This is a genomic window from Acidicapsa ligni, assembly GCF_025685655.1.
Lineage (GTDB): Bacteria > Acidobacteriota > Terriglobia > Terriglobales > Acidobacteriaceae > Acidicapsa > Acidicapsa ligni.
Window position 1 is genome coordinate 1,306,901 of sequence record NZ_JAGSYG010000001.1, and the last position, 16,110, is coordinate 1,323,010.

General features: G+C 55.7%; 15 protein-coding genes. All 15 read left to right on the forward strand.

All coding sequences use genetic code 11. The features are described from left to right. Positions 1-4: 4 nt before the first annotated feature. The 15 genes from OHL19_RS05235 to OHL19_RS05305 all read left to right on the forward strand — a co-directional run bounded on the left by OHL19_RS05235 (position 5) and on the right by OHL19_RS05305 (position 16,006). The gene (locus OHL19_RS05235; RefSeq protein ID WP_263356555.1) at positions 5-349 is read left to right on the forward strand and encodes a hypothetical protein; all 345 of its coding nucleotides are present in this window, start codon (positions 5-7) and stop codon (positions 347-349) included. A 194-nt stretch (positions 350-543) separates the two neighbouring features. After that, on the forward strand, positions 544-3,192 hold the full coding sequence (locus tag OHL19_RS05240; protein ID WP_263356556.1) for a VirB4 family type IV secretion system protein: 2,649 nt from the start codon (positions 544-546) through the stop codon (positions 3,190-3,192). Positions 3,193-3,305: 113 nt separating this feature from the next. Then, positions 3,306-4,040, forward strand: coding sequence for a hypothetical protein (locus OHL19_RS05245; RefSeq protein WP_263356557.1), 735 nt, complete (start codon positions 3,306-3,308; stop codon positions 4,038-4,040). An 11-nt stretch (positions 4,041-4,051) separates the two neighbouring features. After that, entirely contained in the window at positions 4,052-4,948 is an 897-nt protein-coding gene (locus tag OHL19_RS05250) for a hypothetical protein (RefSeq protein ID WP_263356558.1), read from the forward strand. 4 nt (positions 4,949-4,952) lie between these two features. Further along, complete coding sequence (locus tag OHL19_RS05255) at positions 4,953-6,461, forward strand: type IV secretion system protein (RefSeq protein WP_263356559.1); 1,509 nt, start codon at positions 4,953-4,955, stop codon at positions 6,459-6,461. 30 nt (positions 6,462-6,491) lie between these two features. Beyond that, positions 6,492-7,193, forward strand: a complete 702-nt coding sequence (locus OHL19_RS05260) for a VirB8/TrbF family protein (RefSeq protein ID WP_263356560.1) — start codon at positions 6,492-6,494, stop codon at positions 7,191-7,193. A gap of 12 nt (positions 7,194-7,205) precedes the next feature. After that, entirely contained in the window at positions 7,206-7,505 is a 300-nt protein-coding gene (locus OHL19_RS05265) for a hypothetical protein (RefSeq protein WP_263356561.1), read from the forward strand. A 238-nt stretch (positions 7,506-7,743) separates the two neighbouring features. Then, positions 7,744-10,308: a hypothetical protein gene (locus OHL19_RS05270; protein WP_263356562.1), complete on the forward strand. Its 2,565-nt coding sequence runs from the start codon at positions 7,744-7,746 to the stop codon at positions 10,306-10,308. An 82-nt stretch (positions 10,309-10,390) separates the two neighbouring features. After that, positions 10,391-11,227, forward strand: coding sequence for a hypothetical protein (locus tag OHL19_RS05275; protein ID WP_263356563.1), 837 nt, complete (start codon positions 10,391-10,393; stop codon positions 11,225-11,227). A 1-nt stretch (position 11,228) separates the two neighbouring features. Next, the gene (locus OHL19_RS05280) at positions 11,229-11,465 is read left to right on the forward strand and encodes a hypothetical protein (RefSeq protein WP_263356564.1); all 237 of its coding nucleotides are present in this window, start codon (positions 11,229-11,231) and stop codon (positions 11,463-11,465) included. A 5-nt stretch (positions 11,466-11,470) separates the two neighbouring features. Next, the gene (locus OHL19_RS05285) at positions 11,471-13,258 is read left to right on the forward strand and encodes a type IV secretory system conjugative DNA transfer family protein (protein WP_263356565.1); all 1,788 of its coding nucleotides are present in this window, start codon (positions 11,471-11,473) and stop codon (positions 13,256-13,258) included. Continuing rightward, positions 13,255-13,989, forward strand: a complete 735-nt coding sequence (locus tag OHL19_RS05290) for a hypothetical protein (protein WP_263356566.1) — start codon at positions 13,255-13,257, stop codon at positions 13,987-13,989. Before OHL19_RS05285 ends, OHL19_RS05290 begins: the two co-directional genes overlap by 4 nt. A gap of 9 nt (positions 13,990-13,998) precedes the next feature. Next, on the forward strand, positions 13,999-14,667 hold the full coding sequence (locus tag OHL19_RS05295) for a hypothetical protein (RefSeq protein ID WP_263356567.1): 669 nt from the start codon (positions 13,999-14,001) through the stop codon (positions 14,665-14,667). Next, positions 14,652-15,191: a hypothetical protein gene (locus tag OHL19_RS05300; protein ID WP_263356568.1), complete on the forward strand. Its 540-nt coding sequence runs from the start codon at positions 14,652-14,654 to the stop codon at positions 15,189-15,191. Before OHL19_RS05295 ends, OHL19_RS05300 begins: the two co-directional genes overlap by 16 nt. After that, the gene (locus OHL19_RS05305) at positions 15,188-16,006 is read left to right on the forward strand and encodes a hypothetical protein (RefSeq protein ID WP_263356569.1); all 819 of its coding nucleotides are present in this window, start codon (positions 15,188-15,190) and stop codon (positions 16,004-16,006) included. The genes OHL19_RS05300 and OHL19_RS05305 overlap by 4 nt, the downstream gene beginning before the upstream one ends. Positions 16,007-16,110: the final 104 nt, after the last annotated feature.

A 16,110-nucleotide genomic window follows, 5' to 3' on the forward strand; every position in this document is an offset into this window, starting at 1 on the left:
GTCTATGAGTCTCGATTTGACCCCGGTTCATCGCAACCTCAATACGAAGGTCTCGTTTTTGGGTCTTGAATTTGAGGACCTGATTCTAGTGCTCGCCTTGGCCGCACTGATGAACCTCCTCGCACACTTCGTCGGTGACACCGCGCATGTGCTTGGAATGCCTCTCAACGTCTTCATGGAGTTTGTGGTGCCAGCGCTGGCCGTCCCATTTCTCATCCTGTTCAAGTATGGGCGTCCGCGAGGCTATCTCACCGATTTGATCCGATCGTTCTTCGCCCCGAAGGTGTGGTGCGCACTTGAACGAGATTCGGAGTTGACGCAGAGTTACATCGTCGGAGAGGAGGAGTGAGCCATGCAAGCTTCGATACAAAGGACGCCAGATGGATCCGTTGACGTACATCTCGACACGGAAGCTGCACGCGCTGTCTTCGCGAGTGTCCTGTTCGCTGCCCGATTCCATGAGGGCGTTGCCCCTCTCGCTCCAATTGCAGAAGAAGGACTACGAGACGTTCAACCGAGTGTGGCTCAGGGAGGATCAGGACCATGCCAATGACTTATGAACAACACGACAAAAAACTAAAGTCGCCTGCTGTTTGCGAACTGCTGCCTCTACGTGACCTGCCCGCGGGAGACAACGTGATGGTGCGTACCAATGGAGCCTTCGTCGCCGGCTATGAACTTCGTGGCATTCTTGCCTACTTTGCGACCGATGGCGACCGAAACCAAACAAAGTCGATGCTCGAAGCCCTCTTTCGCAGCATTCCAGATGTCAGCATGCGACTACAGTTCCGCTATGAGATTTCCGAGCATCTTGGTGACCTTCTCGACAGCTACGTTCAGCAACAGCGTAGCGAGCAGCCTGAGGTCATGGCCCTCGACGCTCACCGAATGAGGATGTGGATGGAAAAGGAGCACAACGGCTTTTACTTCGAGAATCGTCTACACATCTACCTCGTATGGGATCCGCGAATCCACGCCAAGCTGTATCACTCGGCGCAGCAGAACCGGAAGCTCGGCGGGTTCACCATGAGCCAGAAGAAGGCAATCGAGCGGACGCGCCGGGAGCATGAAACGTATCTCGCAGAATTTGAGTCGATCTTGCGAGGTATCGAGGGATCGATGGAGGCGGCGAATCTTGGTAGCAGAAGGCTATCAACACAGGAGTTGTTCGAGGAACTTAAGCATTCCCAGCATCCGTCTCGGCGCGACCACCGCCCTTATGTGCCAGGCGAAGAGATGTTTGAGTATCGCAGCGCGCGAGAACAGGCAACGCAGTCAAGCATCCTCAATGAGACAGAAAGCTACCTCAACATCGATGGATACCTTCATTCCGTCGTGAGTCTCAAAGAGTTACCGGACGCGACGTTTCCCGGCATGTTGCAGAACTTCTCCACTCTTGGCTTTCCCGTCGTCATCAGCGCACAGGTCGTCATTCCCGACCAGGTGAAGGTCCTCAAGGGATACAAAAAGCGCCTGCAGAAGATGACCGCTGCGCAGAAGGATGCGAATGGCAATTTCAAATCCAATCCTGAAGCGGAAGTGGCTCAAGCACAACTATTACAGATTCAGCGGGACATCATCTCTTCTTCTCTCAAGACAGCGAAGCTGAGCCTCTCCGTTGTGGTGCGGACCTCCCAACAGGCGATCACACTTAGCGATCTGGAACGCTCTGAGCGGGAGCTCGCCAACCGAACGCAGGAGGTACTAAATGCCTTCACACACATGAATGGTGCGAAGGCCGTAATGGAGACCATCGCGAAGCGGCGAATCTTTCTCGGGACATTGCCCGGTATGGCCGAGCCTGACAAACGCGATCAGGACATGCTCACGTCGAATGTCGCCGATCTCGTACCGGTAGAGATGCCGTGGACCGGGACCCGCCGCAGTCCACTGATCTTGTTTGAGACACCCTATCGGCAGCTCATTCCCTTCTCGATGTTTGATCCCGATCTCTCCGACGCTAACGGATTGCTAATGGCAAAAAGTGGTGGAGGAAAGACACTCGCCGCGCAGCAAATGCTGCTGATGGCAGCTCGCGCCAATCCCCTTATCTCCATACTCGAACGCGGCGATTCATACCAACCATTGGTTGAGTTGATGGGCGGCGAGATGATTGAAATGTCGCTCGACAGTGACCAGACGATTAATCCATGGGACCTGCCAAGAGGAGAGACCAGGCCCTCGAACGATCAGATTTCGTTTCTGAAGAACCTGACTCGCCACATGCTTGGGGAGAACACACCTCCGGACCTGGACATCGACCTGCTCGATAGTGTTCTGCTCGAAGCGATTGCCTCTACCTATAAGCGCTGCAGCGCTAAGACCTCGAACCCGGTGCCGATCTTCGGAGATCTCGCGGCGGAACTCGCGCACTGGCAAGACCGCGATCGTAACCAGAAGATCAACGCGATGGCGCAGATGGCTTCGACGAAACTACGTGCCTGGGTGGACGAAGGACCGTACGCGCGGCTCTTCGACAGGCCGACTACGGTTCAGTTGAACAATCCATGGCTTTACTTCAATGTCGAAAAGCTGAAGGATGACCCTCGCCTCGAACGGGCCATGAGCCTGCTCATTGCTCATACCGCGACCTATCGAGCCTCGGGCTCCACGGGACAGCCGAGTATCGTACTGCTCGATGAGTGCTGGGCGTTGCTGGAGTCGCCGATCCTGGCGAGCGTCGTCGTTCAGCTCTTTCGGACCGCTCGAAAGCGCAATGCCAGCGTATGGGGCATCAGTCAGACCCCCGAGGACTTCGTGGGCACTCCGGATAGGCCGAATGAGCATGGCGCCGGCATCGTCAAAAACGCGACGACCAAGATCATCGGCAAGCAGCCCGGCGACATGACTGCTCTCCGTGAACACGTCCACTTGAACGAGACTGCCCTCAATCAGATCAAGACCTTTGCGCACCCAAAGAAAGGCCACTCCGCCGAGTTCCTCATCGCTGTTGGCGAAAAGGCGGAATCAACCCATGCGATTCGAGTCGTTCCGAGCGCAGTCGACTACTGGATCACGACCACGTATGCGCGCGAGCGGAATTTTCGGAAGTACTGGCTGGGGCAGCACCGGCAGCTTCCATTGATCGAGGCATACGAGGCGTTGGCGGCAACGTATCCTCGCGGTCTTGCAGAGTTTGGCCCTCTGGCAGTGGAATTGTCCGGAGAGATGCAGGAGGCGGTCGCCCAATGAATCAAGAAGACACCAGATCAACGGACGATCAACCTTCGGATGACTCGTCTCGCATCGCCGGGTCACCCGTCAATCCGAGGCCGTCCATCGGTTCTCGTTGGAAGAGGAGACTGATGCTATCTCTCCTTGCTCTGGAAGTGTGCTTCGCCGTGCCGCGATTAGCCCACGCTCAATTCAGCATCTTCAATTCGATCTTCAGTTCCATCCAGAGTGACATGGGCACCTCGCTCAAAGCGATCAACCAGATCAAACAGCAAATACAACAGCTCTATCAGACGACAGTCTGGCCCTTGGCGGCGCTCAACCAGGCGCGGGGGTTCGTGTCGAGTTCGATTAACACCTACCGCAACTCCATGAATCAAATCTTCACCACCAGATCCAGCAGCGCTGTTCTTCCAGGTCCTCAACAGTTCGAGACCTTACTGCATAGCCGGCTGTCGTCCCAGATCCCCTCGCTGCAAACGAGTTTCACTACCAACTATGGCGCGATTCCCCAAGTGAATACAGTGCGGCCCCAGGACCGCGTCATGATGGACATGGACGACGCCTTGGGCCAGCAGAACCTCAAGACAACCCTGATCGCCGATCAAGCTCAAGACGTCACGATTCAGGCGGCGAACCAAATGGAGAATCAGGTAGCCACGACTACCCCCGGCTCCAACCCATATCTAACGGCAGAGGCCCAAGTAGCGAATCTCCGGTGCCAGGCATACATGCAAAAAATGCTTGCTGCAGAGCTACGGCAAGAGGCCGGCCGTATCGCCCATGACAACGCACTCGTAAAGAGCAGGACCACGTCATCCGGCGGGATTAACAGTATGGTCACCGGAGCGCTCACCGGACATTGAGGAGAATCGCCATGACAGACACGAAGAAAAACCCGATGAAGCTGCGCAAGCCCTTCTTCTCGCGGCGCAAACAACAACCTGAGCCATCGAAGACGATGCCTGACATCACGGCCACTCATCCCGTGCGTCGTTGGTATCGGCCGACTCTTTTGAAGACTGTCATGGTGGCGCTCGCGCTGGTGATCATCGTGCCGACTCATGCAAATGGTCAGTTCGGCATCGACACCGCTGCAATCATTGCGGCCTTGCAGAAAATGCAGTCGCTCATGAGCACTTATATGGCGGCTCCGCTAAAGACCATTAACCAATCCGAACAAAGTATTTCCAGTTACGAACAGCAGGTGATGTACCCCTTGACCGCGATCAACCAGGCCAAGAGCTCAATCACGCAGTTCGAAAGTCAATTCACGAACATCAACAACATGTTCCATGTGAATGTGTCGAGTGCCACGTTGCCGCAGTCACAGAGTTTCGAAACGACCTTGCTGTCCCGCAATGCGAGCAATGTTCCAAGTGTATCTTCCCAGTATCAATCGGTGTATGGCGTGGTGATGGCGCAGAACACGGCGTCGCCTCAAGTCCGGACGATGACCGACATGACGGACGCGCAGGCTCAGGATGCTATGAAGCGCGCACTTCAGATCGATGCGTTGGCGGAGAGCGAACTTACTGCAGCGACCCAGATGGGTCAGCAAATCTCACAAGCTGCACCGGGGAGCGCTCCAATTCTTGAAGCAGAGGCCGATATCTGGGTCGTCCGGGCGAATGCCTATACGCAGGCAGCCTTGGCGGAACTGATGCGAACCCGTGGCATCGATCTAGCCAACCAGAGCAAGACCTCGAAGCTCGCGGCCTCCGACAACATAAACAACAACGGCGTCGTAAGCGGAGCGCTGACCAATAGGTGAGTCCATGATGATGCTCTCAATCTTTAGCCTTCATTCAAACATGTCAGCTCTCGCGTTCTTTCAGGGAACGCAGTTGAGCTTGTTCGAAAGCTTTCTGACCCAAGCCATCTCAGGGATCAATTCGACCAGCATCACGTCAGGCATGCAAAACGTGGCCTACGTGGTACTGCTTGTCGGATTCCTGTGGCAGGTTTATCAAGCTTCTCTGCATGGTGGCGATGTTCGCGGATTGGGTGTCAGTCTCATCAAGTACGTGGTCACAGCAGTTGTCGTGATGAATTACAGCGCAATCTTTACGACGGTCAACCAGGGCTTCGTCAACGCGGGCAACTGGATTGGTAATGCAACTGGGTTTGGCAATCTCCTGGACAACTGGAAGACAGATATCAGTACCCAATACAGCCAGGATGGAGTACAGCAAATGTGGGGCTTGGTCACAGGCTCTATCGCTGGCCTGATCGACGGGGTATTGATCCTGGTGGCCTATCTTCTCTATCCGTTCGTTATCGCCATCTTCGGTTTCTTCTATATTTTTTATGGTTCGGTCCTTTATATCTTTGGTCCGATCGTCATTGCGCTCATGCCGCTTGGTGCAACGAATCGCATCGCCAAGGCGTATGTAGAAAACGTCTTTATCTGGAATGCGTGGCCGATCTTATATGGAGGTTTCGGCGCTCTGCTCGGCGCGGTTCAGATGGGCCAGGTTGGGCAGATGCTGAACCAGAACAATTTCCTTGGGGGGCTCGGTAATCTCGAGGGCTCGTTCCTGATTGGTGCAGCGAGCATCATCTACTCTCTGGCGATCGCGGTAATACCTTTCATTGCCAAAAAGATCGTCAGCGGCGAGGTGGGAGCGACGGCAGGCGCATTGATAGGTGCGGCAGCTACCGCTGTGACTGCCGGTATAGCTGCAACGGAAGGAGTTGCTGCGGGGATATCCGGCGCCTCCTCAAGTGCTGGTCCGGCCGCCCAAGGTGGAACGAATTCGTCCGCAGCTTCTTCTCCTCGCTCTTCGACGGGCGGTCAGGGCAATCAACCCGCGGCTCCCCAAAGGGGCGCCCCAACAACAGCAACGACAGCGAAGTCGTCTTCAGAACGTTTTGCTACGCAGCTATCGGAAAGCGGCTCCTCTTCGGACACTCAAGGCGATATGGTCGCAGATAATATACGCGGCAGCTTCAATGACGCATTCAATCCGCGGCAGGAGTCAGCGTCGGAGCCCACACATAACTCAGAGCAAAGTACCGGTTCTGACCAGTCTGCTAGTGCACCTTCGCGGGAAGGCCCGTATCGGGATGCTTCATCGGTATCCGCGGGGAAGGGTTCACGGAATGCCGGTCGAACAAGTGCTGGACGGGGTCCTACGCCAGCTCTGATGCGTCCGCACGGCTTGGCCACATGGGGTGCTTTCCATGCTGCACGACTGGCAACGAAGGGTGCGATTGGGGCAGCCCGCGTAACAGGCATAATGCCCCAGCGCACCAGCGGGAATACCAGAGAAACAAATCCCTAATGAATGTTTAGGTACGAAAGGAGACGGGGTATGGCAAGCAAGGAAGCGACAGCGAATGATATTGGACCGCGCCCGAAATACTACGAAATGGATGGGGCGCGTCTTGCAAATGCAAATCGAGCATGGCTGCTCGCTTTCATCATGGCTGCCCTCGCAGCACTCGCGCTGGTATTCGCCATAGCGGTGCGCCTAAAGCCTCCGACGGTGATTCGTATTGGGGCCGATGGCGAGCCAGTTGTTGTCGGCCAGTCGTCGCCCGTGTCTACGAGCTCTGCCGGCGATCCGTATCTGAGCGAAATCTTCGTGAAGCGCTTCCTTTCGGATTACCTCAATTACAGTCCTTCCAACGTAGATGACCATTGGGCCACTGCTTTAAACCGGATGACTCGAAACCTTCGCGGTCTCACCCTTAAGGCAATGTCCGACAACAATCTACGTGGCAAGATCGACGACGACCAGATCCAGTCCGTCTTTCACCTTCGTGAGGTCGACCCGGTGGCGGGAGAGCCTCTGACTTATCTTGTTTACGGCGTGAAGGATGTCCACCACATCACGAACGGCAACGAAGTCACCGATCACTTCGTGAACGAGTACAGAATTCGCCTCGTCGCGGACCGACGTAGCGAAGCCAATCCTGATGGCCTCTGGATCGCTGAATACAGCGAGCACCCCATCGACGGGGAGCGCAGGAACGCCATCCTTTCTGCCTCCGACCAGACTGGCAACCAGTAAGGAGAAGCATCCATGGAAACAGTTCAACAGAAAGCAGTCGATCAAATGCCACAGCAAGTGCCGGCCACGACGAGTGGAAGAAAGGGACGAAAAGGTCGTTTGCCGGAGGAATCCGCGCGTTACTTCCTCGCGAAAGAGGGTTCGTCTCCACAGAAGCCGGAGCTTGGAGAAGAAGCACCCAATGAGAGCCAGGCTCTCATCAAGGCATTCCAGCAAAAGACCGGCGTGATCTACGTCGTAACGGCCTACCGCGCGGAGGCAGAGATACAAGGAGGCAATCCGGTTTTGATCAAACGGCCGTTGGCGAAGTAGCGGCAGAGGTCAGCAACGAATTTCAAAGAGGAGATAACCCTGATTTCAGGCTCTGTCAGCCTCTCTTGAACCCTTATCGCATGGCGATGAGGAATTCCGCGCTGACCCGGTTTCCATCACTGAGACCTGGTTCGGTTCATAACCACCCCTAACACAGGTGACCAGGAGCGAAGAGATGGGACTCGGGACAGCGAGATCTCAATCACTTATCTGGAGCGCCAGACAGTGAGGAGAAACGATGACAGCGAATACGATGCAATCCGTTACCGGCCACTCGAAGCTCATTCTTGAGTTGTCGATTGACTCGTTTGGAATTGTGACACGCAAGAATCCAGAACTGGGCCGGAGAGACACGCTTGAGGGAACACTCCTCACGCAGGTCTATCCGGGCATCAAGGTAGCACGCGTGAGTGTGCCGACCGAGCTCGACTCCTATGAGCAATCACTGGTCGAGAGCCGGATGGCCAACCTGGTCTATCAGGGGGTGCAGTACAAACTTGCAGGCGCTAGCGGGGCGGCGAAGGACGGACGTTTCTACTTCGTAGATTCCGATCATGCGAAGGACATTGCTGAGCGCTTTCAGCACTGGCCGGAGGCAGCGATGGTGTATTTCTCCATCCTCATCTCTGACTGCAAGACTGTAATCGAAGAAATAAACGTGACTGTTCTTGTGGTCAAGGATCATGTCCTTGGCACCAACGACTGCCGTGGATGGCTCCGAGAATCCCTGTACCGGAAGCTCCAGCTTCCCCAGGATCGATTCGCCCAGTTTCGACTGGCCTTCGATGCACGTGAACCGAAGCAGGCTAAAGGTGCTGTAAAGGCAATGAGCGACCGCGCAGCTGACAAGCTCGGGGTCGATATCATTCTGCCGGAAAGCTCCTGCAAGCCCGAACTGAAGGGATCAGGCAAGTTCATCCCCCAGGCGAAGACCACCGGAAGGCTTATTCAGGGACCGGTCATTCTGGGAATCAAGCAGTCCTCCCGAAAGACCTTCTATGGCTCAAGCTACACGCTGGCCGAAAATGCTTCAGAAGAAGCCTTGCGTACCGAAATCATTCCTCCGACCATCGAGGAAGTTCGTCAGGTCCGCAAGGCATGGGAGAACGGTGATTATGCCGCTCTCCTGAAACTGTTAGGACGGAACGAGGAAGAGGAGATTGGCTTTGACGATAGCTTCGATACAGAAAGCTTCGATGAAGCCGCAGTCACCGCTTCCCAGGAAGGTTGTGATCCGTCAGAAGCGGTGCTTCTGGCTGACAAGAGCGGCAGCGCGATTCGCATTCCGTTCGTTGCCAACCAGTTGAACCGTAAGCTGGCACGCTGGGCCTTTCGCGCAATGACAGGAGGGACACTTCGTCTTCCTGCGTTCGCTCTGGCCGACGACGGAGTCCTCGTAGAGCACGGAGGGAAGATACTCTCTGCGTCTGATTGGATCCCGAAGGATAGCGCCATTACCTCCCTTACCTCAGAGCAGAGTTTGTGTGTCCGGTATCCCATCCGGATGCAGGAGGATCTGTTGCCTGTCCGCCATCTCCGTGATGACGAACTAGTAGCGCGTCTATCAGAAGCACTTGGCAAAGCAGAATTACCTGAAGGGTTGATTCACCACATTCTTCGCACCCAGCTTCGTATGCATGGAACCTACATCCTGCACTCGGAGATGGCGGCAAAGAACGGCGGCGACTTCGACTACGACACAATCTGCACCATTCCGTCCGATCAGTTTCCGCGGTTTGTGGCGGGCCGGATCGCGTATGGAGAGCATTTCACCAATCCAGAGAAGACCAAGACCAAGGCCCGTTCTCTGTGGTGGAACGTACATCTGGTTGCCATGAAGGCACGTGGGAACAAGATCGGTACCATCACCGATCTGAAGACTTCGTGCGTGGCGGCCGGCAGGATTGACAAGGCTTACGAGCTTGTCATTCAACTGCAAAACGCTCTTGACTCCCTCAAACACAAGGTCAGTGTGGATGAAGGAGTCGTGAGCGAAATCCGCAAACAGGTCACTCCCGCTCCCTGGCTTCGCTTCAAGCGTGAGCGCAGGGTGTCGGATATGCCCATGCACCTCGAAGTCGCCAACACCGACAAGGTTGGCCGGATGTACAACGTGGTGCGCAAGGAGTTAGGCGACCTGGAACAAGAAAAGATGGCTATGGAGGACTTCCGCGGTCTATTTACTGGCCAGACGGTCAGTAAGGAGATGTTCAAGGAATGCCAACTGGTCAACAACATCTTTGGCGACATCGCAACCCGCATCGCTGAACGCGAGGCCAGTCTCCGTTTGGAGCTGAGCAATGCGCAGGCGTTCTGGGAAGCGGTCCGTCAGGGAGAAGACAAAGAACTGCGGAAGTCAGCCGTGCTTGCTCGCAATAAGGCGCAGGCAGCGGTCTGGGAGTCTGAAAAGGAGGCGAAGCAGCAGTTTCGCTCGCTCAACCTGTTCATGCACTTCTGGGCGCAGGGCAAAGAGGACAACCGGGCAGCCTGGGCACAGGGTATGGCACATGTCGTCACCAGTGGCAAAGGTACCGGAGCGGCCCTCTTTCACAGCTTCCCGCAGGAAGTAGTCGATGCCTTCGCAGAACAAACCGGAGGAACCAGCGTTCCGGTGCGGCGGCCAAAGACGATCGATGGATACGTCGAGTTCGATGAAGAACAGCGCGCATATCTCATCGAAATTATCCCCAATCCGGGGAGCGAAGACACAAAGAAGGCGATCTTTCTCTTTCAGTACAAGGGGAACCGCCAGCTCGTCTTCGAAGACACGAGGATCTCTCCTTTTGGGGCAGATCCCTCTTAGCCCGGCCGGAGGAGGTGCGGCTTTCACTGCGCCTCCTCTCGCTGGAGATTCTGTCGCCTCGAACAGGCGCACGGAGGAGAATATGAACCGCTTATGGCTTGCTTCGATAGCGCTGCTCGCAATCTCGGCGAAGGCGCAAAACATCAATTTCCCCGACATCCCACATATCCACACAGCATTGAATCACCTCACTGTGATTGATGTTGGAGAACCCATTCAGGGGGTTGCTGCCGCCGATCCGGATTCCTTCCAGATCGAACGCGAAAACGACAAGGTGCTTCTCCAGCCTCTCAAGGAAGGGGCATCTACCAATCTGATCCTATGGACAGCGTCACGCCAGATCTCTTATGAGCTTGATGCGCCGGGGGACCTGGCCAAGATGAATGTTTTGGTGCGGAATCTTCCCCCTGCCACTCACGTAGCAGCTGACGCACCAACCTCCAACGAGCGGCAGCAGATCGCAACGGCGGCCACAACAGAGGCGATACTAGGAGCCAAAGAAATTCTTCCCGAGCAACCGGCAAAGACGCCACTCGCCGCAGTATCAGCCTCCGTGGTCCGGGTTTTGCATACCAGCGGCGGAACGTATATCCAATACGTGATCGTCAATCATTCGAGTTCACCGTTTCGGGTGACCACCCCATCCGTCACCCACCTTCAGCCAACTCAGACTCAGGTGTCACTGGTGGCTCTTCGTAATCGGCAACTCTCAAGTCAAACGCTGAGCACTTTCAAAGCACGGCCCGATGGGATCGTGAGCGACGTTTCAGGTGAATCACAACAGGCCGACATCGCTCCGGGCGCTTCGACGACGGGCTATGTTCTCGTTCGAACAGCGGCTGGTTCTGCTCCGGAAATCTATCAGCTGAGTTTTGGATCGACACCGTTGGGACCTCTCGTTGAGGCCGTGGTGATCTGAGATGGCCGGCGATCGTCTCATCACGCCCGACGAAGCACGGCAGATGTTGCGGCAGATCTACTCCGCGGACGGCGAGATCAACCTCCGAGATGTGCTGCGCAGAAACGCATCGGACCCGATAAGGCCGTTTACTGAGAAAGGCCGACTGCGTCCTGGCACACTCCTTGTTATCAGTGGCGCAATGTTGTTCCTGCTGATCGCGATCTTCCTGTACTTCAGCATCGGCGCGAGAGGGTGAACACCATGTATGACGACCGTAGACAGTCGCCGCGGGGTGCTGAGGATGTTGCCGGGATCGTCGTTCTCGGAGTCTGCGCTCTTGTTGCAGCATTTTGGTATGTCGGCGTGTCCCGCTTGCACCTTCGCAACTCACAGTGTCTCGAACTATTTCTCGATCTCGCCATTGTGCTATTTGGTGCAGGGTTCATTCTCTCCGACCTCGTAGGCAGACGGGTGCGTCGAGAGGAAGCATGGCCCCATCCGGCTTTACATATACCGGGCGTCGTTGAGGAGCTAAATCTTGGCCGTGCCCACGACGAAGGCACCACTTTGCTTGGGTATAACGTTCACGGCGAACCGTGGTTCTGGCCGGATTCCGTCCGGCTCAAGCATGGGGTGATCGCCGGCGGAACGGGTGCTGGAAAAACGACATTTTTGCAGAGCATCATTGCGCAGGATGTGAACCGTACCTTCCACGGCAAACGCATGCCCATCATTATCTTTGATGGCAAGGGCGACCAGGCATTTGTCCAGGAGCTGTTACCGCACATTGAGGCCGCCGGCCGCATGGAAGATCTGCGGCTGATCGATCCTTCCAACCCGCAGGAGTCATGGTCGTACAACCCGCTCTACAGTCCCGATTCGCTTTACCAGGAGCACGTTAACTTCATTTTCAGCTCGTTCGGGATGCGCGAAGACTTCTTTGCCGGACATCAGGAAGCGTACTTATCGGATCTGGTCCGCATTCTCTATTACACCGGCAAGGTCTTTAACATGCGCGATGTCCTCGTCATGGCCCTGGACGAAAAGGTGCTTAACGAGCAGATTGGCATTGCGCAGAAGAGGATCGAAAGCAGCACATCTATATCCCTGACGATGCGAATGAACTTCGAGATGTCCGTCAAGGTGATCCGCAAATCCCTCGCTGACCGCGAGAGAGTCGCCAAAATTCAGGGCCTGCTCAATGAGTTGCTTGCGTTCCTCGAGGACGACCTTTCTATCGTCACGGGCTCTTACCAGAACATGCTCACGATTGAGGATGTTGTCGATAAGAGCCTCATCCTCGTCATCTCGCTGAACTCGAACAAGAATAAACGGGCCAGCGAAGCTCTCGGTAAGATTCTCCTTCAGAATATCCGGCTCATGGTCGGCAAGCGCTACCAGCAGATGTTGACATTGAACCTGGAGGAAGAGCCTATCCTCAGTGTGATCTGCGACGAGATTGCACGCTACGCGGATCCCGACTTTCCGCAAGTACTGCAGACCGCCAGGGGCGCTCGTGTCTCCTTTCTATTTTCCTTTCAGGCGGTGCCGCAACTCGAGAATGTGAGCCGTGCGTTTGCCGAGGAAGTATGCTCAGCCCCGGGAACCAAGATGCTCATGAATGGTACGGACGAGTCAACCGCCCAGTGGTTCCTAAAAGCATCGTCTCGTGTCCTCCGTAAGCGCCGCAGCCTGGCCGTCCGCAGGACCGGGGTCTTCAGCCAGAAGTACACAGAGACCGGCACCGGCAACGAGAGTGACTTCCGTGAGACCAGATCGCGCGAAGAACACATCAAGAACATGCCGGTCGGCCAATTGGAAATTCTTATGGTCGATTCACGGGAGGGCACACTGCACTCTCACCTCCATGCTCGCCAAGCATTGACCTACCGGCCGGAGGAGATGAAGTCCCTGCTCTATCCACGAATGCAGGATGTCATCGATCCCAAAGTTGGAGCCAATTTGCGATTCAGCGGTGACGAGCCGCGTCGCGGCCGCCGCAGGACCGCCGGTACATTGGCGAGTTTCTGGACCGGGGAGGAAGCATGAGATCCGTATATCATACGGCGCTTTTCGGCCTCACTCTATGTGTTTCGTCCGTCTGCGCAGCACAGTCCCCACAACCGGCCGCACCATCCCATCCGGCTGCGAAGCGCTCCCAGGGTGTCATCGACTATGCCCTGGGAAAGATCAACCCAGGCAATAAGGACTATGGCGACTCTGCCGCTAACGCACGAAGCGAGGTTGTCGGCGCTACCATCCAGAATCTCTATTTCTGGTCGAATGTTGTCAGTCTCACACTTCTTGCCGGAGCGTCCGCAGCACTTGTGCTCGTCCTTCGCACGCAGGATAAGCGGGAGATCATCGCCGCGAATCTTATTTCCCAGCTATGGAATGGCCGCGTTGTCGACCGCAAAGAGATCGTTCGCCGCACGGGACTCTACAACGCCCTGGTGGAGGCGAAGAACTCGTCTCTCACTGCAGTGTCTCCCGTCATCGAGGAAGAGAATCGGGACGTTCCGATTTCTGATGGGACGATACGGACACAGCCCGGACAAAAGAGTCGGGTACAATCAAAGACGGCAGCGCCCAAGTCGCCGTCCTCCACAGGAGAGACCGGCACTTTGCCTCCCGGTGAGCTGGCAGAAAAAGCCATATTCCTGGAAGGCCAAAATCAGGCGCTCCGCAATTCAGAACGCAACCTTAGAGACCGCCTGAATCAGGTTTCCCTCGATTTAGAGCAGGAACGGCGTCGCAATCAGACGCTGAAAGGTGCGTAGGAGGATTGTGTGAAAACACCCAATGACTTCCGGAATCAGGATGAATGGCTGGCGTTTGTGCGCACTACAGTTCCGCCAGCAGACGTTCCTTTTGCTCTCGCCATGGGGCGCACGGGCTTGTTTCAGCAGTTTTATGAGATCCGGTCAAAGCCGTTCCCGCAGCATTTTTCTTCCGAGATTGAGCGTATCTCCGCTCTGCATGAGCCGGACAGAACCAAGGAGATGGAGACTCTCAACGACAGCATCATGGGAGACGCGATCCAGTTCTTGATGACGGCTGCCGCCGGAGTATCGACCGGAAGCGAGCCCATGTACCAGTTCACCCCGCGAGGAGTGATCGAGGAACTGCAGGAACACCTGCGGACAAAGAACCCCTACTTCGCTCTGTGGACCCACTACCGGGAGAACATCACAGGACGAGATGGCGCTCCGGATTGGCGCGAATATGCGATCCAGAAGATGCAGACCAATGATGATCGAGAGATTGATTTTGCGGTCCTGATCTCCGAATTGGGGCGGTGTCTTGAGCTGTACTACCAGCGAGAGATGGCACTTCCCAAGCGTTTCTACTTTCAGATCTGGTTCCTCTATCGCACACATGGTCCCGAACGCAACGTGATGACGCGGGTACTGGTGCAGGAGCTGGTGGAAGGATTGGAGCCATGCGGGTCCGCATAGTTGGCCTCGGTACGAACTGGTGGTCGGCGCGTCCGCTGGACGCGGCCGACCGCTTTTGTTTTCGGCGCAATGCTGCATGGTTCAATTCGGCCGGTCTGAAGTATGGGAACCGGTTACGCCTCTGCTGGGTCTATCCGGGACAGGTTCGCTTCAATCGATCCAGCGGCTTCAACCCTGAGTTTCCCAATCGCGTCCTTGGCAGCAGTTTCGAGTGCAAAGGACCGAACCGGATGCACGACCGAATGCATTTGCTGGCCACCCGCCGGCTCGGCCGAGACGAAGAACCCGAACGATATCTCGTGACCTTCACGGAACAGATCTGCGGTACGATTCGATTTAGCCGTCCAGGTTGGATGAGCAATGGTACGCAGTTGATCTCTGTCAGCCTGCGCCATGATCGCTACGAAGTGATGGCGCTCATGGGCGCAGACGACTGGATCGCAAGCGACATCGGCCCTTGGAAGCTTTCCCAGGATTGCTCACGATTGGTTCTTTCAGATTCCATTTCTGGAGGCCAGCCATGAGATACCGCAAGGGTTGCATTGCCATTTCCGACGAGCACGATCTTCCTGTCCTGCTCCACATTCGGAACTCACGAGCCATCACACTCAACCAACTCCACCGTCTCTTGGCCGGGGAACGAAGCGGCGTGCACCGCCGCAGCGTGCAATGGAGAGTGACCCGTCTGGAACAGGCCGAGCTTGTCTCGCGCATGACATCGAGCCAGTTCTTTCGCCAGCCGATCTATCGAATCACGACGCTCGGCCTCGGTTATCTCGAGATGCGCGGGCATACATTGATTTCGCTTCCGTCGACTGGCCGCCACATTCTGAACGAAACGCAGGTCTTTCATGCGCTCGAACTGGTCGAGACCCGGCTGGCATTGCGCGAGGGAGGACTGCTCCAGTCCTGGCAAAGCGAGCTCGAAGTGACATCCAGAAACCTTGTCTTCTATGGCGGCGCCTCGAAGGATTACGATGCGCTCGCCACCCTTCGGACCGAAGAAGGGACACGGAGGCTCGCCCTGGAGTACGAGCGAACGATCAAAAGTTCGGCACGATACAGGGAGATTCGAGAGGTGCTGAACGCAGACAAGATGGCAAATGCGATTCTTTATCTCACCTCAAACCACGACGTCTCGCATGTTCTTGCAATCGAATTGCGCGGCGTGAAGAAGACCATCGGCGTAGCACTGAGCGAAGATTTTCGTCACGATCTTCTCATCACTCCCGTGATGATGATCAGTCCAGCTCCCGCAGTCACATCATTTGGTGAGTTCCTTCAACACGCTGCGCTGGTCACACATGCTGAATCCGGGATGCTTTTGCCAGCCCTTTGACTACCAGTTGCCAACCGATAGCCAGCCGATTGAAACCCAACTGAGTGCCGATAGCCAGCCTTTTCTGTGCGATTGAGCAGATTTGGTCCTCGTAACCCCTCATT